This is a genomic window from Actinoplanes sp. NPDC021490 (genome assembly GCF_055562135.1).
Genome location: NZ_JBVHFW010000007.1, coordinates 94,245 through 115,662, shown reverse-complemented (window position 1 = coordinate 115,662; position 21,418 = coordinate 94,245). Strand labels below are relative to the sequence as shown.

General features: G+C 70.1%; 21 protein-coding genes. 9 read left to right on the top strand and 12 right to left on the bottom strand.

What is annotated here, in order from left to right; all coding sequences use genetic code 11:
* Positions 1–205 precede the first annotated feature (205 nt).
* Positions 206–1,294: a mannosyltransferase family protein gene (locus tag ACZ3I4_RS20585; protein WP_465383568.1), complete on the top strand. Its 1,089-nt coding sequence runs from the start codon at positions 206–208 to the stop codon at positions 1,292–1,294.
* 206 nt (positions 1,295–1,500) lie between these two features.
* On the opposite strand, the gene ACZ3I4_RS20580 is transcribed toward ACZ3I4_RS20585, so the two are convergent.
* On the bottom strand, positions 1,501–2,031 hold the full coding sequence (locus tag ACZ3I4_RS20580) for a MarR family winged helix-turn-helix transcriptional regulator (RefSeq protein ID WP_465383567.1): 531 nt from the start codon (positions 2,029–2,031) through the stop codon (positions 1,501–1,503).
* A 98-nt stretch (positions 2,032–2,129) separates the two neighbouring features.
* Here ACZ3I4_RS20580 and ACZ3I4_RS20575 point away from each other — a divergent pair, with 98 nt between their 5' ends.
* From ACZ3I4_RS20575 to ACZ3I4_RS20565, 3 genes are all read left to right on the top strand, one after another.
* The gene (locus ACZ3I4_RS20575) at positions 2,130–2,480 is read left to right on the top strand and encodes a DoxX family protein (protein ID WP_465383566.1); all 351 of its coding nucleotides are present in this window, start codon (positions 2,130–2,132) and stop codon (positions 2,478–2,480) included.
* Between the two features lie 236 nt (positions 2,481–2,716).
* Positions 2,717–4,240 (top strand): cellulose binding domain-containing protein, encoded by a 1,524-nt coding sequence (locus ACZ3I4_RS20570; protein WP_465383565.1) that lies wholly within the window; start codon positions 2,717–2,719, stop codon positions 4,238–4,240.
* Positions 4,241–4,266: 26 nt separating this feature from the next.
* Complete coding sequence (locus tag ACZ3I4_RS20565) at positions 4,267–5,346, top strand: cellulose binding domain-containing protein (protein WP_465383564.1); 1,080 nt, start codon at positions 4,267–4,269, stop codon at positions 5,344–5,346.
* On the opposite strand, the gene ACZ3I4_RS20560 is transcribed toward ACZ3I4_RS20565, so the two are convergent.
* Positions 5,339–6,184: an NAD(P)H-binding protein gene (locus ACZ3I4_RS20560; protein WP_465383563.1), complete on the bottom strand. Its 846-nt coding sequence runs from the start codon at positions 6,182–6,184 to the stop codon at positions 5,339–5,341. The genes ACZ3I4_RS20565 and ACZ3I4_RS20560 overlap by 8 nt on opposite strands.
* A 238-nt stretch (positions 6,185–6,422) precedes the next feature.
* On the opposite strand from ACZ3I4_RS20560, the gene ACZ3I4_RS20555 reads away from it, so the two are divergent.
* From ACZ3I4_RS20555 to ACZ3I4_RS20540, 4 genes are all read left to right on the top strand, one after another.
* Positions 6,423–7,481, top strand: coding sequence for a pectinesterase family protein (locus ACZ3I4_RS20555; protein WP_465383562.1), 1,059 nt, complete (start codon positions 6,423–6,425; stop codon positions 7,479–7,481).
* Between the two features lie 13 nt (positions 7,482–7,494).
* Positions 7,495–8,580, top strand: a complete 1,086-nt coding sequence (locus ACZ3I4_RS20550) for an SGNH/GDSL hydrolase family protein (protein ID WP_465383561.1) — start codon at positions 7,495–7,497, stop codon at positions 8,578–8,580.
* A 34-nt stretch (positions 8,581–8,614) separates the two neighbouring features.
* On the top strand, positions 8,615–9,823 hold the full coding sequence (locus tag ACZ3I4_RS20545; protein ID WP_465383560.1) for a cellulose binding domain-containing protein: 1,209 nt from the start codon (positions 8,615–8,617) through the stop codon (positions 9,821–9,823).
* A gap of 413 nt (positions 9,824–10,236) precedes the next feature.
* Positions 10,237–10,686: a hypothetical protein gene (locus ACZ3I4_RS20540; RefSeq protein WP_465383559.1), complete on the top strand. Its 450-nt coding sequence runs from the start codon at positions 10,237–10,239 to the stop codon at positions 10,684–10,686.
* Positions 10,687–10,951: 265 nt separating this feature from the next.
* Here ACZ3I4_RS20540 and ACZ3I4_RS20535 read toward each other — a convergent pair whose 3' ends face one another.
* From ACZ3I4_RS20535 to ACZ3I4_RS20495, 9 genes are all read right to left on the bottom strand, one after another.
* Positions 10,952–12,433 (bottom strand): acyl-CoA synthetase, encoded by a 1,482-nt coding sequence (locus tag ACZ3I4_RS20535; protein WP_465383558.1) that lies wholly within the window; start codon positions 12,431–12,433, stop codon positions 10,952–10,954.
* Between the two features lies 1 nt (position 12,434).
* Entirely contained in the window at positions 12,435–12,890 is a 456-nt protein-coding gene (locus ACZ3I4_RS20530) for a MaoC family dehydratase (protein WP_465383557.1), read from the bottom strand.
* Positions 12,887–13,774 (bottom strand): amidohydrolase family protein, encoded by an 888-nt coding sequence (locus ACZ3I4_RS20525; protein WP_465383556.1) that lies wholly within the window; start codon positions 13,772–13,774, stop codon positions 12,887–12,889. The genes ACZ3I4_RS20530 and ACZ3I4_RS20525 overlap by 4 nt, the downstream gene beginning before the upstream one ends.
* Position 13,775: 1 nt before the next feature.
* On the bottom strand, positions 13,776–14,687 hold the full coding sequence (locus ACZ3I4_RS20520) for an SDR family oxidoreductase (RefSeq protein WP_465383555.1): 912 nt from the start codon (positions 14,685–14,687) through the stop codon (positions 13,776–13,778).
* A gap of 67 nt (positions 14,688–14,754) precedes the next feature.
* Complete coding sequence (locus ACZ3I4_RS20515) at positions 14,755–15,711, bottom strand: branched-chain amino acid ABC transporter permease (RefSeq protein ID WP_465383554.1); 957 nt, start codon at positions 15,709–15,711, stop codon at positions 14,755–14,757.
* The gene (locus ACZ3I4_RS20510; protein ID WP_465383553.1) at positions 15,708–16,568 is read right to left on the bottom strand and encodes a branched-chain amino acid ABC transporter permease; all 861 of its coding nucleotides are present in this window, start codon (positions 16,566–16,568) and stop codon (positions 15,708–15,710) included. The genes ACZ3I4_RS20515 and ACZ3I4_RS20510 overlap by 4 nt, the downstream gene beginning before the upstream one ends.
* Positions 16,565–17,257 carry an ABC transporter ATP-binding protein gene (locus tag ACZ3I4_RS20505; RefSeq protein ID WP_465383552.1) on the bottom strand — a complete coding sequence of 231 codons (693 nt, stop codon included), beginning with the start codon at positions 17,255–17,257 and terminating at the stop codon, positions 16,565–16,567. Before ACZ3I4_RS20505 ends, ACZ3I4_RS20510 begins: the two co-directional genes overlap by 4 nt.
* Complete coding sequence (locus ACZ3I4_RS20500) at positions 17,254–18,030, bottom strand: ABC transporter ATP-binding protein (RefSeq protein WP_465383551.1); 777 nt, start codon at positions 18,028–18,030, stop codon at positions 17,254–17,256. Before ACZ3I4_RS20500 ends, ACZ3I4_RS20505 begins: the two co-directional genes overlap by 4 nt.
* Positions 18,030–19,211: an ABC transporter substrate-binding protein gene (locus tag ACZ3I4_RS20495; RefSeq protein WP_465383550.1), complete on the bottom strand. Its 1,182-nt coding sequence runs from the start codon at positions 19,209–19,211 to the stop codon at positions 18,030–18,032. Before ACZ3I4_RS20495 ends, ACZ3I4_RS20500 begins: the two co-directional genes overlap by 1 nt.
* 114 nt (positions 19,212–19,325) lie before the next feature.
* Between ACZ3I4_RS20495 and ACZ3I4_RS20490 the strand changes: the two genes are divergently transcribed.
* Complete coding sequence (locus tag ACZ3I4_RS20490) at positions 19,326–20,111, top strand: PaaX family transcriptional regulator (protein ID WP_465383549.1); 786 nt, start codon at positions 19,326–19,328, stop codon at positions 20,109–20,111.
* Here the strand turns inward: ACZ3I4_RS20490 and ACZ3I4_RS20485 are convergent.
* Positions 20,108–21,382, bottom strand: coding sequence for a DUF2079 domain-containing protein (locus ACZ3I4_RS20485; RefSeq protein ID WP_465383548.1), 1,275 nt, complete (start codon positions 21,380–21,382; stop codon positions 20,108–20,110). The two genes, ACZ3I4_RS20490 and ACZ3I4_RS20485, sit on opposite strands and share 4 nt — an antisense overlap.
* Positions 21,383–21,418 lie beyond the last annotated feature (36 nt).

Sequence of the window (21,418 nt, the reverse complement as noted above, 5' to 3'; positions counted from 1 at the left end):
GTATCGGCCGGGTTGCGGCCCCGTCCCTGCTCGGTTCGGGGAGGCCCGGCGGTTTTCCGGTGCCGCCGCACCCAGCCAACCCGCGGAAGCCGTCGTGACGGGGCTTCTCGCACCGCCGGTCGCAGTCCCCGCACCGTCCCGTTCTCCTGACGGATCAGGCCCCGGCTGGCGCGGGGCTCTGCTGACGGGCGGGGTGGTGTGGTCGGTGGTCACCGTCGCTCACCTGGCGGTTCAGATGCTGGCCGGGCTGCCCCGCGATGGCGGCGGACCGGCGCCCGCGGCGGTGGAGCTCCTGACCAGCTTGAACAGGTGGGACACCGGACACTACCTGCGGATCGCCGAGTCGGGTTATGGCACTGATCCAGGATCTCCCGCCTTCTTCCCGCTGTATCCGGTGCTGATCCGGGCTACGGACGCGATTGTCCCCGGCGGCGCGCTCGTTGCCGCTCTGCTGGTCGCCAACGTCGCGGCGTTCGGCGCGCTGGCCGTGGTGCACCGGCTGGCTGACCTTGAGTTCGGCCCTCGGGTGGCGCAGCGGGCCACCTGGTACCTGGCCGCCTTTCCGACCGGCTTCTTCCTGTTCATCGGCTACAACGAGTCGCTGTTCATACTGCTCATGGCCGGTGCCCTGTATGCCGGACGGCGTGGGTGCTGGTGGTGGGCCGGCTGTTTCGGCGCGCTGTCCTCGGCCACCCGGCTGTTCGGTGTCCTGCTGGTGCTGCCGCTCGCCGTCGAATACTTCCGCCAGGTCGGCCGGCCGTCACGCCGCCTGCGCCCCGATGTGCTGAGCCTGGCGCTGATCCCGCTGGGAGCCGCGATCTACAGCTTGTACTGTCTGTTCGCGCTGGGGGACCCGATGGCGTTCAGCGCCGCCCAGGATCAGTGGGGACGGCAATACACCGTGCCGGGAGTCGCGTGGGTGAGCGCTGTCGAACAGGCGCAGGGTGGGCTGTTGAGTGCGGACACTCTGGGTGCCATCACCGACGCCGGCACTTTTCTGCTCGTGGTGGCCTTGCTGGCGCTGTCCGTGGCCGGGCCGCTCAGATTCCGCCGCGACCAGATGTACCTGACGGCGCACGGCGCGCTCAGTCTCGTCCTGCTGATGTCCACCACGTCATGGTTCCGGCCGATGATGTCGTCCGCTCGCTACGTGCTCGAAGTGCTGGCGATCTTCTTCGTCCTGGGCCGGCTGGGCGCTCGCCCCTGGATGGACCGGGCAATCCTGGTGGTCGGCGTCACGCTTCACGCGACGTTCCTGCTGATTTTCACGGCCGGAACCTTCTTCGTGGGATGACGGTTGCCCTCGCGACGTGCCTCGGCCACGCCGGCAGCGTCGGGCGTCACCGGAACCCGCCCCTCGGGCGGTTCAGCCGAGGCGCCGCGTCGGCCAGCGCGCGAGGTCGGCCTCGAGGAGCGCCGGGTCGCGGGGCGGCGGAACCTCGTCGAGGATCTCGAGCCGGGTGATTCGCTCGATGCGAAAGCCGCGGATCGCCTCACGGATCAGCAGTCTGTGTCCGGCGGCGCCGCGCAGGCGTCGGCTTGGGCTGTCCGGACACGGGCCAGCAGTGAGTGCAGGGTCTCGCGCTCGCGCGGGGTGAGGTCGGCGAACAGGTCGGCCTCGACGCGGGCGATGGCGGCGTCGAGCTTGGTGACGGCGGCCGCGCCCGCTTCGGTGATCTCGACGATGTGACGGCGGCGATCGGCCGGGTCGCGGCGCCGTCGCACCAGATCGCGGTCCTCCAGCGCGTTGAGCAAAGCGACCAGGACGCTGGGGTCCACCCCCAGCCGGGCACCGAGGTCGCGCTGGCTGACCTCACCGCCGTCGAGGTGCATCAGCACGATGGCGTGGCGGGGGGTGACGCCGGAAGTGGTGAGTGCTTCACGGATCCGGGTGTCGGTCGTGCCACCGTGCCTCGCGAGGAGCAGAGAGAGGCGGGACTCCGGCCCGCCGATCCCGCAGGCGTCGCCTGCCCCTGGCATGGGGGCGCCGGCGCTGGTCGTGGGGGCAGTACCGCCGGGTCGTGGAGCCATGGTTCGACCATAGCAAGTGAGATATCGTCGTTTGACGTCAATCGTTGATGTGCATAGATTATCTACGCCAGTTCACTATGTGCCTCCTTGGAGCTTCTGTGTTCATCGCCTATGTCGTCATCGCTGTCCTGCTGTCCCTGATGCTGCTCATGTCCGCTCGGGGCGACATCGTCCGCGACCCGAAAATCGTCGAGCCGCTCAAGGCGATCGGGGTGCGTGACAGCTGGTTCCTGCCCCTCGGCCTTGTCAAGATCGCGGGCGCGCTGGGGCTGCTCGCCGGCATCGCCTACCGCCCGCTGGGCATCGCGGCGGCGATCGGGGTCGTCCTGTACTTCCTGGGCGCCGTGATCACGCATCTCCGTGCGGGCGACAATAAGGGGGTCGTTACGCCGGCCGTCGTCATGCTCGTCGCCGTGGCCCCCCTGGCGCTGGGCGTTGCCACGGCCTGAGGGCATCGGTGGGCCATTGATGGTCATCACTTGACACGTGGTGGTGGCTCACCGATGATTTGGCCACTACGCGCTGCAGCGACGTGACCGTCGGTCGGGCGTGGGTGGCGGCGAGCCCGTCTGCGGCGTACGGCTTTGTGGGGAGTCGGCGTCGCCGGTTGTTTTCGGCCACCCACTCGTTTGTGCCTTCCCGGCGGAAGTTCGCGCGCCGCGCGCCCCGCTACGAAGGACCCCGCATGCCCGTACAGCTCTCCCGGCCCTTGATCGCCCTCGTCGCCACCGGCGCTGTCGCCGCCGGCGCCGTTCTCTCCCCTGCTCTCGCCGCGCACGCCGCCGGCGGCTGCACGGTCGCCTACCGGGTGACCAGCCAATGGCCCGGCGGTTTCGGCGCGAGCGTCGATGTCACCAACCTCGGCGATCCGCTGACCGGCTGGAAGCTGACCTGGTCGTTCGCCGCCGGGCAGACGATCGGTCAGCTGTGGAACGGCACGGTGACACAGTCCGGCAAGAACGTCACGGTCGCCAACGCCGGCTGGAACGGCAACCTCGGCACCGGGGCGGGCACCTCGCTCGGCTTCAACGGCTCCAGCGGCGCGTCCAACCCGGTTCCGGCCGACTTCGCCCTCAACGGCGTCGCCTGCACGGGGAGGGTGGAACCCACGCCCCCGGCAACAGTGAGCCCGACGCCGACGGTCAGCCCGACACCGAGTCCTGGCACACCTGCGGGAGACGTCCTCGGGCAGGTCAGCACGCCGGGCCGGGTACGGGCGGTCACCGCGGGCGTGCAGTTCACCTGGCCCGGCACGTACTTCGAGGGACGTTTCCGCGGCACCGGCGTGGGCCTGAAACTTAACGACTCCAACAACGACTACGTGGTCGAGGTGGACGGGACGATCGCCGGCACCCTCGTGACTCCGGGACAGACCACCTACTGGGTACGGGGCCTGGCGAACGGCGAGCACACCGTACGGCTGGCCAAGCGTACGGAAAGCCCGTGGGCCGTCGGTGAGTTCGGCGGCCTGGTCGCCGCCGACGGGGGCGCGATCCTCGGCAAACCGGCGGCGCGGGGCCGGCAGATCGAGTTCATCGGCGACTCATGGACCGCCGGGTACGGCAACATGTCGGCGACGCGGGACTGCAACAGCAACGGCGGCGTCACCCGCAATTCGAACGCCGACGTGAGCTTCGGGGCGCTGACCGCCAAGGGCCTGAACGCCGACTACCAGCTCAACGCCTGGTCCGGTCTCGGCATGGTCCGCAACTACAACGGCGGGAACCCGTCGTACGACTTCCGCACCTACTACGACACCGACCTGCAGGCCCTCTACAACAGCACGACCTGGCCGGTGCCGCCCACGTGGCGGCCGCAGGTGGTGGTGATCGGCCTGGGCATCAACGACTTCTCCACGGCACTCAACGCCGGCGAGCGGTGGGCGACCATCGACGCGCTGGCCGCCGACTACCGGACGGCGTACCTGGCCTTCATCGGCAAACTGCGGATCCGGTACGGCTCCGGCACCCAGATCGTGCTCACCTACCCCGATCTGTCGTACCAGACCACCGCGTTCGCCAGCTCGGTGCAGCAGATCGTCGAGACGCGCCGCGCCGGAGGCGACACCCGCGTGTCCTCGCTATACTACGACAACAACGCCCTCGGGCTCGATCTCCTCGGCTGCGACTGGCACCCGTCGCAGCGCGACCACCAGATCCTCTCCGGCGCGCTGACCCGGCACCTCACGACGCTGGGGCTGACATGGTGAAAGTCCGAGGCCGATTCCGTACGCTCATGTCCGCCTTTGTTCTCAGCGTCGCCGCGGCTGTCCCGGCCGTCGCCGTGGCCCAGCCCGCCGTCTTCGCGGCCGACGCCGTACGGGTCATGCCGCTCGGCGACTCGACCACCGCCGGTCCCGGATGCTGGCGCGCCAAGCTCTGGAACCGCCTGCAGACCGCGGGCTACAACGGCATCGACTTCGTCGGCACCCAGTCGGACGGGGGAGGCTGCAACCCGGGCTACTCGTACGACTTCGACCACGAGGGTCACGGCGGCTACTCGGCCACCGGCATCGCCGCCAACAACCAGCTGCCACCGTGGCTGGCCGCCGCCCGGCCCGACGTCGTCCTGATGCACTTGGGCACCAACGACATGTGGGGTGGCTACATCCCGCTGGCGGACAAGCTGGCCGCGTACACCAAGCTGATCGGCCAGATGCGGGCCGCGAACCCGGCGATGAAGGTCGTCGTCGCCAAAATCATCCCAATGAGCGCCGCCGCCTGCGCGACCTGCCCGGCCGACGTGGTGGCGCTGAACAACGCGATTCCCGCCTGGGCGGCCGGCCTGAGCACGGCACAGTCGCCGATCACGGTCGCCGATCTGTGGACCGGCTACGACGCCGTGGCCGACAACTCGGACGGCGTCCATCCCAACAACGCCGGGTTCCAGAAGATGGCCGACGCCTGGTACCCGGCCGTCGCCCGTGTGCTCGGCGGCACAGTCCCGACCACCCCACCGACCACCGCCCCGCCGACGACCGCCCCGCCGACCACCGCCCCTCCCTCGCCGGTCGGCGCCTGCACCGCGACCTATGCGGTCGCTTCCCAGTGGACCGGCGGCTTCCAGGGCGAGGTGACCGTCCGCAATGCCTCGGCCTCGACCTCCTCCGGGTGGACCGCGACGCTCGCCTTCGCCGATGGACAGCAGATCAGCCAGGCCTGGAATGCCACCGTCACGCAGTCCGGCTCCGTGGCGACCGCCCGCGACGCCGGCTGGAACGGCCGCCTGGCCACCGGCACAACGGCCACCTTCGGCTTCTTGGCATCCGGGGCCGGCACCAACCCACTCCCGGCGGTGAGCTGCACACTCAACTGAAAGCCGCGATGTTGCGTTGTACCCAATCAGCGAAGGTGCGGGGCGCTCGGCCGAGAACCCGTTCGACGTCGCGGCTGATCCGCTGCTCGGCCGGGTTGGGCTCGCCGATGGCATCCAGCGTGGTCTCGACCACGGGCTCGGGCATGAACTGCAACATCTGCGTACGGGCCTCCTCGCGAGTTTGCTCGACGAACCGCACCGGCTCGCCGAACGCGTCGCCGATCGCCTCGGCTCCTTGCCGGGGTGTGTTGAGGGCAGGCCCGGTCAGCTCGTAGACCTGTCCGGCATGGCCGTCCTCGCGCAGGGCCGCGGCGGCGACTTCGGCGATATCGGCCGGGTCGATGGTCGGCAGACCGATGTCACCGAAGGGGGCGGCGACCGTCCGCTGGGCACGGACCATCGGCGCCCAGGCGTACGCGTTGGAGTTGAAGGCGCCAGGCCGCAGAATCGTCCAGTCCATGCCTGATTGCCGGACGGCGTCCTCCATGGTCCGCATCATGCCGCCATGGGATGCCGACTGCGGTCGAGTGGCGACTCCTATGGATGACAGCAACACAATCCGGCCGACTCCGCCGGCTTTCGCGATGTCGAGGATGTCCCGTGGGCTCAGCCGGTGGGCGCCGGCCCCGCCGTCGTGGAGAAACAGCGCGTCAGCGCCGTCAAAGATGGGCCGAAGACTCTCTGGTTCGGTCAGGTCGGCCTGCCGGTGCCACACGCCGTCCGGTACGGCCGCGTCCGGAATTCTTCGGGATACTGCCGTCACGTGCTCGCTGGCCGCGGCCAGTGCCTGCACGAGCGGTCGGCCGACGTTGCCGGTCGCTCCCGTCACTACGATCATGAACAACTCCTGAGTCAGTCTTCTGGTCGTTCACGGGCCACGGTGGCCTTGCTGCGGCTCGGTGACGCTAACAGCGTCGATACGTTAGGTACCTAGGGGAAAGTGGCTATCCGAGGGGATCGCCAACGGTGGCCACCCGTACGTCCACGCCGATCAACCCGGAACCGACTTGCCCTGTCTCCTAGTGGCATACATCGACCACTTCATATAGGCGAACATAAATGTTAACGTTCACCTCATGACGTCATCCAGGAGACTCTTTCGCTGGTGTTCGGGCGCGGCGGCCGCGGCCGGCATTCTTGCCGCCACGGCTGTGATGGCTCCGAATGCCTCCGCGGCGGTGACCATCACGGTGGCGGCCGACGGCAGCGGCAACTTCAGATCCGTCCAGGCGGCGGTCGACAGCGTGGCGGCGAACAACGGCGTCCCGGTCACCATCACCATCAAGCCCGGCACCTACCGTGGCGTAGTCACCATCCCCGCCAACAAGCCGTACCTCACGCTGGCCGGGGCCGGTAGCACTGCCAGTCAGGTGGTGATCGTCGAAGGGCACGCTTCCGGCCAGACCAAATCCGGTGGCGGCACGTACGGCACGTCCGGCAGCGCCTCGGTGTTCGTCAACGCGAACGACACCACGATCCGGAATCTGACGATGTCGAACGACTTCAACGAGGCCGCCAACAATCTCGACGCCGAGCAGGCCGTCGCGGTCAACACCTACGGCGACCGGGTGCAGTTCGACAACGTCCGCATTCTCGGCAACCAGGACACCCTGCTCGTCAACGCGCCCAACGCCGGCACGGTGCGGCGGCTCTACGTACGTAATTCGTACGTGGAAGGGGATGTTGACTTCATCTTCGGCCGGGGCACCATGGTCTTCCAGAACGGCACGGTGCACTCGCTGACCCGCGGTTCGTCGTCGAACAACGGCTACCTCACCGCTGCGGCCACCGACATCAACAACAAGTTCGGCTTCCTGTTCTGGGGAACCACACTCACCAGCAACGCTGCCGCCAAGACTGTCTACCTGGGCCGCCCTTGGCACCCCAGCGGCGACGTCAACGCCCGCGGTCAGGTTCTCTACCGCGGCGTCACCATGGGCGCGCACATCCGCGATGACCCCTGGACGGACATGTCCGGCTTCTCGTGGAAGAACGCCCGGTTCGCCGAGTACAGCAGCACCGGCGCCGGCGCCGTCATCAACGCCAACCGGCCCCAGATGAGCGCTTCCACCGCCACCCAGTACACACCGACCGCCTACCTGGCCGGTACGGACGGCTGGAACCCCATTCGCTGACCCGAGGAACCTCATGATCGCATGGCGAATCACCCGTACCGGGACGCTCCTCGCCGTCGCCACGGCGGTGCTCATCGCCGCTCTGCCGGCCGCCCGGGCTGACGCGGCGGCCGGTGACGGCACCCCGGGCGACCCGAACATCAGCTTCGTCGGCCGGTGGAACAAGACGAACGCCGCGGCCTACGTTCCGTACTGGGCGGGGGCCTACCTGCGAGTCGGCTTCACCGGCCGAACCGTGAAGCTCAAGCAGCGCAACACCATCCAGCTGTGGGCAAGCATCGACGGCAAGGCGTTCACCTCGTTCACCGGCTCCGGCACCCTCAACCTGACCCCGACCGCGCTGGCGGCCGGCAACCACACGCTGATCGTGAGCTACCGGCAGGTGGCCGGTTCCTACACCGGTGACGCGGTCTTCCGGGGACTGACCCTGGATTCGGGGGCGAGCACGTTCAGGGCGCCGGTCCGCCCCAAGCTGGTCGAGTTCATCGGCGACTCGATCACCGCGGGGACCACGAGCAGTCAGCTGGCCGTGACCGACTACGGCTTCAAGGCCGGTGAGAAGCTCGGCTACGACCACACGCAGATCGCGATCGGTGGCATGTGCCTGGCGGACACCACCGATGGATGCTGGGCCCACGAGACCCGCTATTGGATGTCGTCCGGCGGTCAGGCCGGCTCCGACCAGTGGGACTTCGCCCGCTACACCGCGGACGGCGTAGTGATCAACCTGGGGACCAACGACAAGAGCCACGGCGTGAGCGGTACGGATTTCCAGGCGAAGTACATCACCTTCCTCACCAGGATCCGGGCAAAGTTCCCGAACGCCAAACTCTTCGCCATGCGTACGTTCATCGGACGGTACGCGGCCGAAACCCAGGCGGCGGTGCAGGCGCGCAACGCCGCGGGCGATGCCGGCGTGTACTACGTGGACACGACCGGCTGGCTGCCGGCGGGTGGTCTCAGCGATTCGGTGCACCCGAACGACGCGGGCCATCAGGCCATCACCGACAGACTGGCCCCGATTCTCAGCGCCCGGCTGACCACCACCACCGCCTGCGCGGTCGCCTACCGCAAGACCCCCTGCGCCGCCACTTCCTGATGTCGAGCATTCCCAGCGAGGCAGGAGCAACCCGATGAAGCTCGAACGCTCGCGTGTCGCGGTCGTGGCGGCCACCGCCCTGGCCGTCGTGGCCGGCGGGCTCAGCCTCGCCACCGCGCCGGCAGCCACCGCGCAAGCGGCCGCCACGGCCTGCAGCGTCACCTACAAGGTCACGAGCCAGTGGGCCGGCGGCTTCGGCGCCGACATCGCCATCACTAATCTCGGTGACGCGGTGACCAGCTGGACCCTGGGCTGGACGCTCGCCCCTGGGCAGGGCGTGACGCAGGCCTGGAACGCGGGCGTCACGGTCACCGGCACGGCGGCCACGGCCACCAACGCAAGCTACAACGGCGCCATCGCCACCGGGGCGTCCGTCAGCTTCGGCTTCACCGGCTCGTGGACCGGCAGCAACCCGGTGCCGTCCTCGTTCACGTTCAACGGGGTGACGTGTGGCGCGCCGCAGTCGCCGTCGCCGACGCCTTGCCCCGGCCCGAGCACCCCACCGGTAACCCCACCCACGTCGGCGCCCGCACAGGTCAAGGTCTGGATGGCCGGCGACTCCACGATGATGAATGCCGCCGCCTGCCCGATCGGCTGGGGCAGCCAATTCGGCTCCTACCTCACATCGAACGCCACCGTGCAGAACAGTGCCGTCGGCGGCCGGAGCATCCAGACGTGGCTGTACGAGGGAAACGTGACCTCCACCAAGAACGCCGCCGGCGAGTGCACCCTCAGCTCGACCGCCTACAGCTCGCGGTGGACGGCCATGCTGAACACCAGCACCGGCTTCCAGACCGGCGACTACCTGATCATCCAGTTCGGCATCAACGACGGCGATACGGCGTGTCCGAGGCACGTAGGCGCCGCCCGCTTCAAGGAGCTGCTCGGCGTCATGGCGACGGCCGCCAAAGCGAGAGGCGTGAAGCCCATCTTCGTCACCCCGGTCGCGGCGATCACGTGCAGCGGCAGCACCGCCGTCGGCAACCGCGGCTTCGTCACGGAGACAACCGCGGCGGCAACCGCGAACGGTGTGCCGGTGATCGACCTGCACGCGAGGAGCGTGGCGCTCTACAACACGCTCAAGCTATGCCCCAACAACGGCGACTATTCAACGGGCGCGGTCGGGGCGTTCTTCTGCAACGACCACACGCACTTCGAGACCGCCGGAGCCCGGCAGATCGCCGGCCTGATCGCCACCGCCCTCAGGGCACAGAACATTCCGCTCGCCGCCTATCTGAAATGAGGGCGCAGCAAGTCACGACTTGCGCTCTTTAAAAGCCATGCGCGTGAGCGAGTACGTCCCGGCGTCTCGCTTGTTCCCGACGTCAGCGGCATATCGAGGAGCAGCTGAGCCTCAGCACCGACTGAGAACCGAGGCTGCCGTCTTCCCCCTGCCGAGATCTACGACGTGCGCACCCGGCTTCCGCGTTCCAACAAGGGGATCCCGTGCTGCCCCACGACGCCTGCCTCGACGGGCTTCACTCGACATTTCTTCGACATCGCTTCAACACGGTGAGTGCACCCTGGCAACCAACCTGATCGCGTTAGGTGTCGATCGGGTACGCCATGTCGGCGACGACAACCCGGCGCATCGGCAGGCGATTCCTACTGGCATTCGCCGATCGTCGTGGGGCGTCGGTTCCTCTGGAGGTCCACATGCGCAAGCTGTTCGCCACACTCGTGTCCGTGTTCACGTTGATGGGCGCCCTGACCTGGGCGGCGCCGGCGTACGCGGCTGATTCGCTCGGTTGGGACTCGGGGATGAAGTGCTTCTACTCGGGCACCAACTTGCACTACTCGATCGTGAAGGTTCAATGGGCCTATCACACCTCGAACGGAATCTATCTCTACAAGCCCTATGCGGTGCACGTGCTGGAGGCCGATGGCGCTCACCACTACACGGTCCGGTCCGCGCTCATGAGCCTTTTGATCAACCAGGCTGGAGTGGGCCAGTGGGACAGATGGAGCGGGACGACGACCTACACCTTCGGTCCTACCCGGCTCAGTTCCATTACGAACTACGCGAGCCGTGGGGCGGTTGCGCTGCAGACTTCTCTCACCGCGCCGGACGGCAAAGTCTGCACAGTCCAGAACTCGCCTTCCTGATCGTCGCCGAGGTCTTCGAGCCGCGTTGCTCAGGCAGGCGGCCGCTGTCCCCCACGACGGTCAGGTTCCTCGAGAGCCACGCAATCCCGGATCGGTAGCAGCTCAGGAACCCGCCTCGGTCGACTTCGCCCAGGCGGGTTCCTTCGCCACCGGGCAGCGTCGTAACCACCAACGGCCCGGCACACCAGGCAACCCCGGCCAGCGTAAGCCGTCGAGTCCACACCATGAAAGGGAAGCTACAGGCGGACCCGGCCCCGCGCTGTCCTCAGGTGGGGAGGGGGCGCCTGCGCAACGGCGCCTTGCGCACCTTGCCCGACCCGGTCCGCGGCAGGGACGGCACCACGTCGATGTGAACCGGCAGCTTGTAGCGGGCCAGCCGCCCGGCGAGGAAGGCCAGCAACTCGGCCCGGTCGAGGCGCCGGCCCGGCGTCACCACCACGAAGGCCCGGCCCACCTCGCCCCATTTCTGGTCGGGCACGCCGACCACGGCCACCTCGGCCACCGCCGGATGTTCGAAGCACGCCGCCTCCACCTCGGCCGGGTAGACGTTCTCGCCGCCCGAGATGTACATGTCCTTGAGCCGGTCGACAATGTGGAAATGGCCGTCGGTGTCGACCGTCGCGATGTCCCCGGACCGGAACCAGCCGCCGTCGGCGAACGCGGCCGCGGTGGCGTCGGGGTCGTCCCAGTAGCCGGGCGTGACGTTCGGCCCCCGCACCAGGATCTCGCCCGGCTCCCCCACCGCGACCGGCGTCAGATCGGGCCGCACACACCGCACCTCGGCGAAGAAGACCGGGACCCCGGCCGAGCCGACGTGGGCCGGGCTCTCGCGGGCCTCGAGGAAGGTGGCGCCCGGCGCGGTCTCGGTCATCCCGTAGCCCTGGCAGAAGACCAGACCGCGTTCCTGGTACGCCGTGATCAGGCCGGGCGGGATCGACGCGCCCCCGCTCATCACGCTGCGCACCGACGAAAGGTCGGCCGACGCCCAGCGCGGGGACCGGGTCAGTCCGGCGAACATGGCGGCCACGCCGAACATCCAGGTCACCCGGTGGGCGGCGATCTGGTCGAGGACCGCGTCGACGTCCCAGGCCGGCAGGATCAGGCCGGCGCCGCCCTTGAGGAAGGTGGGCAGCAGACATTGGTCGAGCGCGGCCACGTGAAACAGGGGCGCCCCGATCAGGCACACCTCGTCCCCGCCGACGTCGACGCCGACCAGCAGGTTGAAGCAGTTCCAGACGACGTTGCCGTGGGTCAGCACGGCGCCCTTGGGCCGCCCGGTGGTGCCGGAGGTGTAGAGGATGAATGCCGGGTCGTCGAGCGGGACCTCCACGTCCGCATCCAGTGCCTGACCGGCAAAGGGCTCGTCCCGGGGGACGAGCGGAGGCGGCATGGTCAGCTCCCGCACGGTCGCGGCGCACGTGGGGGCGTACACGAGAAGCTTGGCCCCGCTGTGCGCGAGCATGTAGTCGATCTCGGGCGCGGTCAGGCGGAAGTTCAGCGGCACAAAGGTGGCGCCGAGCCGGTGGGTGGCGAACATCGTCTCGACGAAGGCCGGATGGTTGGGCCCGAGGTAGGCGACCCGGTCACCCCGGCCGACCCCGGCCGTACGCAGGTGCCCGGCCCGGCGGCCGACGCGCTCGTGCACCTCGGCGTACGTGATGGGGTGGTTCTCGAAGATCAGGGCGGTGCGGTCCGGCGAGATCGCCGCTCGCCGGGCCGGCCACCCCCCGAGGCCCGCGTTGCTCATGTCAGGCGTAGTAGCGGTAGAGCGGCCGGGCGACGCAGGCGGGCTTGTCGACGCCGTCGATCTGGACGGTGAAGTTCAGGGCCATCTGCACGCAGCGCTTCGCCACCTCCTCGACCGTGTCGACGGTCGCGGCCAGGCGGATCTTGGAGCCGACCCGGACGGGGCTGGGGAAGCGCACCTTGTCCAGCCCGTAGTTGACGCCCATCTTGAGGCCCTCGACCGCCAGCAGTTCGGAGAAGAACGGGATGACCAGCGACAGCGTGAGATAGCCGTGCGCGATCGTGCCGCCGAACGGTCCGGCCGCGGCCCGCTCGACGTCGACGTGGATCCACTGGTGGTCGCCGGTGGCCTCGGCGAACGCGTTCACCCGATCCTGGGTGATCTCGACCCACGAGCTGTGCCCGAGGTCGCGGCCGGCCAGGGTCCTGAGCTCATCCAGTCCGGTCACGGTGATCATGTGGTGGTCTCCTTGTCGTCGGTCAGCCCGAGCAGCCGGGCGGCGTTGTGCTTGAGGATTCGGGGCCGCACCTCCGGCTTGATGTCCAGGGCGGAGAAGTCGGCCAGCCAGCGGTCGGGAGTCAGCACGGGGTAGTCCGAGCCGAACAGCACCTTGTCCTTCAGCAGGGTGTTGGCGTACCGGATCAGCTGTGGCGGGAAGTATTTGGGCGACCAGCCGGAGAGGTCGATGTGCACGAGCGGCTTGTGGGTGGCCACGGCGAGGGCCTCGTCCTGCCACGGGAACGACGGGTGGGCCAGGACGATCGTCAGGTCGGGGAAGTCCACGGCCACGTCGTCGACCAGCATCGGGTTGGAGTAGCGCAGCCGGATACCGCCTCCGCCGCGCACGCCGGCGCCGATCCCGGTCTGGCCACTGTGGAACAGCGCGGGCACGCCGAGTTCCTCGATCGCCTCGTAGAGCGGGTAGGCGATCCGGTCGTCGGGCGCGAAACCCTGCAGGCTCGGATGAAACTTGAATCCCCGTACGCCGTGGTCGCCGACCAGCCGGCGGGCCTCGCGAACGCCGGCCCGGCCGCGGTGCGGGTCGATCGACGCGAACGGGATCAGCACGTCGGGGTGGGCGGCGCAGCCCTCGGCGACGTCCTCGTTGCCGATGCGGGGATGCCCGGTCGCGTGCTCGGCGTCGACGGTGAAGACGACCGCCGCCATCCGGCGTTCGCGGTAGTAGGCGGCCATCTCGTCGATCGTGGGCTGCCGCGGGCCGCCGGCCGAGAAGTAGGCGGCGGACGCGTCGAGCAGTTCCGGGCTCAGCGATGCGTGTCCGTCCCGGCCGATCTCGCAGTGGGTGTGGACGTCGATGGCCACCAGATCGTCGAGGTTCACGTCAGGCCCCGGGCATTTTCGGGGCCGGGATCCCGTACGTCTCGGGCTCGGCGCCGATCCCGCCGGGCCACTGGGCGGCGATCGCGTCGGCGCTCCATCCGCCTTCGGCGAACGCGACCGTCTTCTCCTTCGGGTGCGACCAGAGGGCGAGCCGGTCGCCGCCGATGCCGATGGCCTGGCCGGTGATGTCGCGGGCCGCGTCCGAGGCGAGGAAGACGATCAGCCCGGCGGCGTCGTCGGCCGTGCCCATGCCCTCGTCGCGCCGCAGCCAGCCGGGTAACGGGTCGCCGGTCCGTTCGGCCTCGGCGATCACGGGCGCGAAGGCCGGGATGGTCTTGGTCATCTCGGTGACCGCGACCGGCACGACGGCGTTGACCGTGATGCCGGCGCGATCCAGCTCGAGCGCCCAGGTGCGGGCCATCGCGGCGATGCCGGCCTTGGCCGCCGCGTAGTTGGTCTGACCGAAGTTGCCACGCTGCCCGGCCGGCGAGGACACCAGGATCAGCCGCCCGCCCTCGCCCTGCTGCCGCAGGTGGATGGCGGCGGCCCGCGCGCAGGTGAAGGTGCCCCGCAGATGTACGTCGATCACGGCGTCGAAGTCGTCGTCGGTCATCTTCCACAGCACCCGGTCGCGCAGGATGCCGGCGTTGGTGACGAGCACGTCGAGCCGGCCGAACTCCCGCACCGCGGCCGCCACGAGCTGGTCGGCGGCCGACGAGTCGCCGACCGCCGCGGTGACCCCGGTGGCGCGGCCGCCGGACGCGGTGATCGCGCCGACCGCCGCTTCCACGGCCGTCTTGTCGACGTCGTTGACGACCACGGCGGCCCCGGCCGCGGCGAGCGCCCGGGCATAGGCGAGCCCGAGCCCGCGTCCGCTGCCGGTCACGACGGCGACCTTGCCGTTGAGATTCATCGGTTCTCCTGCCGATCGGACGGAGGCGGGTACGGAGCCGGCACGTGCGCCCGGCCGGGCCGGATTCTCATGCGCGGCCCTTCCGGGGGACGAGTCGCCGGGCGGCGGGGACCAGGCCGCGCGGCAGATAGCGGACGACGGCGACGAGCAGCAGCGCGTAGACGGCGTAGGACAGCACGCTGGGCGCGTAGCCGGGCATGCCGGGCTGGGTGCCGAGCGTGTTGAGGGCCTGCACGCCCAGCACGATCACGGTGGCCCCGACGACCGGGCCGGCGATGGTGCCCAGCCCGCCCACCACCGCCATCACCACGACCTCGATGGACAGCAGCACCGGGAACGATCCCGGCGACAGGTAGCCGAGGTAGAACGCGTAGACGCCGCCGGCCAGGCCGGCGAACCCGGCCGAGAGGGCGAACACGGCCAGCCGGTAGGCGCTCACCGGGACCCCGCTGGCCGCGGCCGCGGTCTCCCCCGTCGCGGCGGCCCGCAGACCCCGGCCGGCCCGCGACCGCACGACGTTGCGGGAGACCAGCAGGACCACGGCCAGGACGACCCAGGCGACGTACGCGAAGCCGAGGTCCTCGCGCAGTTCGGCGCCGCCGAGGGAGAACCGCGGGATGCCCTGCAGGCCGATCGCGCCGCCGGCCCACGAGCCCTGGCCCAGCAGCGAGAGCAGGATGAGGTGCACGGCCAGCGTGGCGAACGCCAGATGGTGCCCGCGCAGCCGCAGCAGCGGGGCGCCCAGCAGAACCGCGGCCACCGCCGCGATCACCGGCGCGGCCAGCAGGCCTACCAGCGGCGGGAGGCCGTGCACGGCGAGCAGGCCGGCCGCGTACGCCCCGATCGCGTAGAACGCCGCCTGGCCGAGCGAGACCTGACCGGCGTACCCCATCAGCAACGAGACCCCGGCCGTAACGGTCGCGGTGAGCAGGAGCAGCACGTAGGTCGCGAGATACCGCTCGGGCAGCAGCGGCGGGATCGCCAGCGTGACGAGGCCGGCCGCCGGGAGGAGCCACCTGGTCATCGGACCACCGCCCGGATCGAGCCCGCCCGCGCCGCCTGGGCGATCATCACGGTCAGCATGAGCAGCAGCGCGACCTCGAGCTGGTAGGCGCCGCCGCCGTAGCCGGCGATCAGGGTCTGCGCGACCCCGAGCAGCAGACCCCCGGCGAGCGCCACGGCCGGCCGGGTCAGGCCACCGAGGACGGCGGCCGCGAAGCCGTTCACGATCAGGGCCACGTCGCTGTCGAAGGTGACCTGTTGCACCGGTGTGGTGAGCACCCCGGCCAGGCCGCCCAGGGCGCCGCCCAGCGCGAACGCGAACAGCCCCATGCGGCGCACGTCGATGCCGACGACCCGGGCCGCGTACCGGTTGCCGGCGCAGGCGGTGAGCGCCTTGCCGAGGTCGGTGCGGGCGAAGAACGCGGCCAGGGCCACGAAGACCGGCACGGCGACCGCGAGGATCAGCAGGTAGTGGGCCTGGACGCGGGCCCCGCCGACGGTCGCCACGCCGGACAGGCCGGCGAACGAGCGCGGCTGGTCACCCCACAGGACGATTTCGACCGCGTACGCGAACACGCCCAGCCCCAGCGTGATGATGAGCGCCGCGCCGGGCTCGGTTCCGGGCCGGCCGATCGCGACGACGCCGACCAGCAGCCCGACGCCCGCCGCGACCAGCACCGCCAGCGGTTCGGCGAGGCCGTGCGGCAGCCCGGAGGCGAGCAGGGTCGAGGTGAGCATGGCCGCGAGGACGGCGAACGCCCCCTGTGCGAAGTTCACCACGCCGGTGACCCGGTAGATCGCCACCAGGCCGCTGGCCACCAGGGCGTACCCGGCGCCGATGCCGAGACCGGTGAGCACGTACGCGATCAGGTCGCTCATCGTGCCGGCCCGTCGGTGACGACGTGGCCGCCCAGGTAGGCCGCCGCCACCCGGGGATCGCCGGCCAGCTCGGCCGACTCCCCGGACAGCACGACGCGGCCGGCCTCCAGCACGTAGGCCCGCCGGCACAGCGACAGCGCGAGTCTCGCGTTCTGCTCGATGAGCAGCACGGCCAGCCCGCGGTCGCGGTGCAGCGCGCGCAGGTGGTCGACGAGCGAGCCGATCACCAGCGGGGCCAGGCCGAGGCTGAGCTCGTCGACGACCAGCACGTCGGGCCGGGCCATGAGCGCGCGAGCGATCGCGACCATCTGCTGCTGGCCGCCGGACAGGGTTCCGGCGGCGCGGCGGCGCAGGGCGGTCAGCTCGGGCAGCAGCTCGTACATGGCTGTGGTGTCGCGGCCCCGGCGGCCGTTGCGCCAGCCCCCGAGGCGCAGGTTGTCGTCCACGCTGAGGTCGGCGAAGACCTCCCGGCCTTCGGGGACCTGAGCCAGGCGCCCCCGTACGGTGATCCGGCCGCTCGCCACGGCCACCAGGCCGGAGAGCGCCTTGACCAGAGTGGACTTGCCCGCGCCGTTGGCCCCGATCAGCGCGACCATCTCGCCCGCGCCGACGGTCAGGTCGACGCCGTCGAGCGCGGTCGCCCCGCCGTACCGGACGGTCAGGCCCCCGACCTCGACGACCGGGTTCACGCCGGGGACTCCTGCCGGTCGCCCAGGTAGGCGCCGATCACGCGGGGGTCGGCGCGGACCGTGGCCGGCGTGCCCTCGGCGATGACCCGGCCCAGGTCGAGCACGGTGATCCGGTCGGCCAGCCGCATGACGAAGGCGACGTCGTGCTCGACCACGAGCATGGTCAGACCCTCGCGGCGCAGGTCGCCGAGCAGCGCGGCCAGATCTTCGCGTTCCCCGGCGCGCAACCCGGAGGCGGGCTCGTCGAGCAGCAGCAACCGGGGCTGCCCGCAGAGCGCCCGGGCCAGCTGAAGCGCCCGCTGCCGGCCCAGCGGCAACGTCTCGGCCGGCTGCGAGGCCCACTCGGCCAGGCCGACCCGGGCCAGGCAGTCCAGGGCCCGCGCCCGGATCAGCCGCTCCGAGCGGCGGTGGGCGGGCAGCCGCAGCGCCGCCGCCAGAAATCCGTCTCGGGTCAGGCTGTGCGCGCCGACCATCACGTTCTCCAGCGCGGTCATCCCGGTGAAGACGCGGGCCGCCTGGAAGACCACGCCGATTCCGAGCCGGGCCCGGCGGTGGGCCGGGAGCCGGTCGATGCGGGCGCCGTCGAGCGAGACGGTCCCGGCGTCCGGGGCGAGCTGGCCACCGATCAGCGCGAACAGCGTCGACTTGCCGGCGCCGTTCGGGCCGATCACGGCGCGCAGCTCACCCGGTGCGACGGTGAGGTCGACCTCCCGTACGGCGTAGACCCCGCCGAACGCCCGGGACGCGCCGGTCACCGTGAGGGCGGCTCCCATCAGCGGCCCACCGTGGCCAGCTTGGCCTTGGAGTAGGCGGTCGGCTCGAACGCGCCGCCCTTCACCGTGTTGACCGAGATGAAGTCGGTGGTCAGTCCACTGTGGTTGTCGGCGGTGTAGGCGTAGGCGCCGTTCGGCGTGGTGAGCGTGAGGCCTTCGAGGGCGTCGCGCACCTTGTCACGTTCGGCGCTGCCGGCCTTGGTGATGGCGGCGGCGAGCAGTTTGACGCCGCTGTAACCGTCCTGCGCGAACTGCGGCGGCGGGTAGCCGTACTTGGCGGCGAACGTGGTCGACAGTTCCTCGATCGCGGTCTTCTGCTCGCCGGCGGGCAGAGCCGGGCCGACCACGCCGATCGAGCTGATCACGGTGACGCCCTCGGCGGCGGGTCCGGCCGGGTCGAGGAAGAGTTTGCTGGCTTGTGATCCGGTGAGTACCAGCGGCACGTCGAGGCCGCTCGCCGCGTACTGCTTGGTGAGCGCGACCGCGGGAGCGCCGGTCGCCCAGACCATCAGCGCCTGCGCGTCCGACGAGCGTACGTGGGTGAGAACCGCGCTGAACTCGGTGGCGGTGGTCTGGAACTGCTCGATCGGGTTCAGGGTCACGCCGTACTGCTGAGCCTTGGCCTGTAATCCTTTGAAACCCGCGGTGGCATAGCTGCTCCGGGTGTCGTAGGCGACGGCGACCCGGGACAGCTTGCCCGCCTGGAAGTACTGCAGCGCGGCCTCGGCGTAGGTGCCGGAGAGGGCGGGCACCACGAAGACGTACGGATGGACGGGGTTGACCTGCTCGTCGGCCGGGGTCAGCGAGAGGTACGGGATCTGCTCCCGGTCGACCAGCGGGATGGTGGCCAGCGCCGAGTTCGAGAACGGCGAGCCGATGATCGCGTCGGAGTCGGTCTTGAGCTCGTTGAAGGCGAGGACGGCCTGGTCGGGCAGGCTCTTGTCGTCGCGGACGGCAAGCTCGATCCGGCGGCCGCCGACGCCCCCGGCCGCGTTGATCTGATCGACCGCCAGGGCCACGGACTTCTGGTTCTCGGTGCCCAGCGGCGAGTAGTTGCCGGTGAGCGAGACGATCTGGCCGACCCGGATCGGGTCGTCGCCCCCGGACGTCGAGTCGTCGCCGCAGGCAGCAGTGGTCAGGGCCAGGGTCAGCGTGACGAGGATCGGGACAGTGCCGCGCACGGGTGCCTCCCCAAGCGTTGCCAAACGATTTCGGGAGCGTGAAAACCGTCGATGACTGCCATGAAGTTAGGCTCGTCTTCTGCAGCCGTCAAGAATCTGCCTAACATCTTCCTCATGGCGCAACCGCAGACCCTCTTGCTGATGCTTTTCGGCGACTTCGTGCTCGACCGGGAGGTCTGCGTCTTCTCGGGCAGCGTGATCGACGTGTGCGGGCGGCTCGGCATCTCGGAGCACGCCGCCCGCTCGACGCTGACCCGGATGGCGAGCCGCGACCTGCTCCGCCGGCAGCGTGCCGGGCGCCGTATGTATTTCGGGCTCACCGACCGGTCGACGGCGATCCTGCGCGACGGCCGCACCCGCATCTGGCAGACCGGCGCGGTCAACGACCGGTGGGACGGCACGTGGACGCTGCTCAGCTTCTCGCTGCCCGGGTCGTGGCAGCGCCAGCGCCACGACCTGCGCTCCCAGCTGGCCTGGGCGGGCTTCGGCCCCCTGCAGGGCGGGCTCTGGATCGCCCCCGGCCAGGTCGACGCCCACCCGATCGTCAGCTCGCTCGGCCTCGAGGCCCACGCCCGGGTCTTCCACGCCCGCACGGGCGCGCTCACCGACGTCGACACCATGGTCCGGGACGCGTACGACCTGCCGGCGCTGGCCGCCCGCTACGACGAGTTCCTCGCCCGGTGGGACGGCCCGCCGCCGCTGGCCGATCCGCTGGCCGCCCGGCTGAGCCTGATCGCCGAGTGGCTGCACGCCATTCGCCGCGATCCCCGGCTGCCGGTCGAGCATCTGCCCCCGCAATGGCCGGCCGTCCGCGCCCAGAAGCTGTTCCGCGAGCTCGAGACGGCCTCCCTCGAGCCGGCCCGTGCGATCGCCGACGACCTCCTCGAGGTGATCCGCTAACCGTTGACGTCACTGCGGTGAAAGATGATGACGCCTCTGGTGCGCAGCGTGACCTGGTACCCGTAACCCGGTAAGCGGTCGAGGGCGGCAGCCATCGTCACGGGCGCCGCCATCGTGGTGTCCGGCGGGTTGCTGACGGCGACCCACTGGGGTCGTACGCCGGCCTGCGGGTACGCGGGGAAGAAGTAGACGATGCGGCGGGAGGTGAGCTGCGGCGCCAGCCGGTTGTCCGCGGCGACCTGGGCGTTGTCCGGTATCCGGGCCAACGCCAGGCGTACCTGCCGGGCCTCGGCATCGGTGGTCCAGGTGGTCGTGCTCAGCAGGCCGCGTAGCGGTAAGGGGGTCAGCATCGTCGCGGCCACGGCGACCATGCAGGTGGCGTGGACACCCGCCCGGGCCGCGCGTCCGGTCCCCGTCGTGTTGAGCGTGTCGAGGAACGCGACGAACACGATCGGCATCAAGATGGCGCTGTACTGGAAACCGGTGCCCCAGTAGAGCGGGTTCGCCGACCAGAACCGCCAGGCGAGGGTCGGCACGGCGGCGAGGAGCAGCGGTGAGCGTAGTGCGAGGAACAGCGTCGGCGCGACGAGCCACAGCAGAGTGTGCAGCTTCACGGCGGGCAGGAACAGGCGGTGCAGCGGGCCCTGGCCGTCGAGGGTCGCGCTTTCGGCGTACGGGTAGACGTGCGCGGGATGCAGCGCCGGCAGGATCGCGCCGACGATCACCAGGCCCGAGCAGATCGCGATCAGGATCGTCGCCGTGCCGAGACGTCGCCGGCCGCGCAGCATCACCAGCAGGCCGATGACCGCCACCGTTGCCGGCAGGTCCTCCTTCACCGCGATGAGCGGCAGTGTCCATGCGACGGCGGCGAACAAGCGCCGCTCGACGAGCGCGGTCAGACCGAACGCCAGCAAAGGAACGGCGAAGGCGACCTCGTGGAAGTCGAAATCGACAGCCGATTGCAAACCCCAGGACAGCCCGTACGCCAGTCCGGCGCTCACCGCAACCCCCTGGCCCGCGATGCGGACGGCGAGCCGGGTGATCGGTATCGACGACGCGGCGATCAGGGCGGCCTGCGCGACCAGGAGGGTGATCGGGCTCGGGAACAGCCGGTACATCGGGGCGAGCACGACCAGGATGGGATGAAAGTGGTCGCCCAGCAGGTTGAAGCCGGGTGCCTTGATCGTCGCCGCAGGGGCGCCGAGGTGCGCGTAGCCGCGTACCGCCTGTTCGAAGAGGCCAAGGTCGTATCCGCTGGTCTCCAGCCGCATATGTCGATGTATCGACCAGCATGCGTAGGCGAGGAA